Annotated in this window: 1 protein-coding gene; it reads right to left on the reverse strand. The window is 56.5% G+C overall.

Annotated features, from left to right (window positions below; translation table 11 throughout):
* The coding region (locus tag CXF87_RS12465) for a cation transporter (RefSeq protein WP_198556100.1) at positions 1-382 on the reverse strand (382 nt) is incomplete at both ends.

The following is a 382-nucleotide window of genomic DNA, read 5'->3' on the forward strand; positions in this document are numbered from 1 at the left end:
CCCGGTCCACGCGACCAGGGCGCCGGCGGTGATGACCCCCAGGTTGATCACCACGTCGTTGGCCGAAAATATCCAGCTAGCCTTCATATGAGCTCCGCCCCCTCGATGTTTGGATACCATCAGCAGACAGGCGGTATTGGCAATCAATGCGACGAATGCGATGGCTATCATCACCAGCGATTCAGGCTCACTACCGAATACAAAGCGCCTCACGACCTCTACGAGTACGCCAACAGCCAAAACCAGTTGGACCACACCAGCAACGTGCGCAACACGGACCTGCCTTTTCACGCTATGCCCAACCGCATAAAGAGCGAGTCCGTACACTGCCGCATCAGCAAAATTGTCCAGGGACTCTGCAATGAGGCCAGTTGACTGAGCC

Origin of the sequence: Halomonas sp. MES3-P3E, assembly GCF_002836035.1 — a bacterium.
Lineage (GTDB): Bacteria > Pseudomonadota > Gammaproteobacteria > Pseudomonadales > Halomonadaceae > Vreelandella > Vreelandella arctica.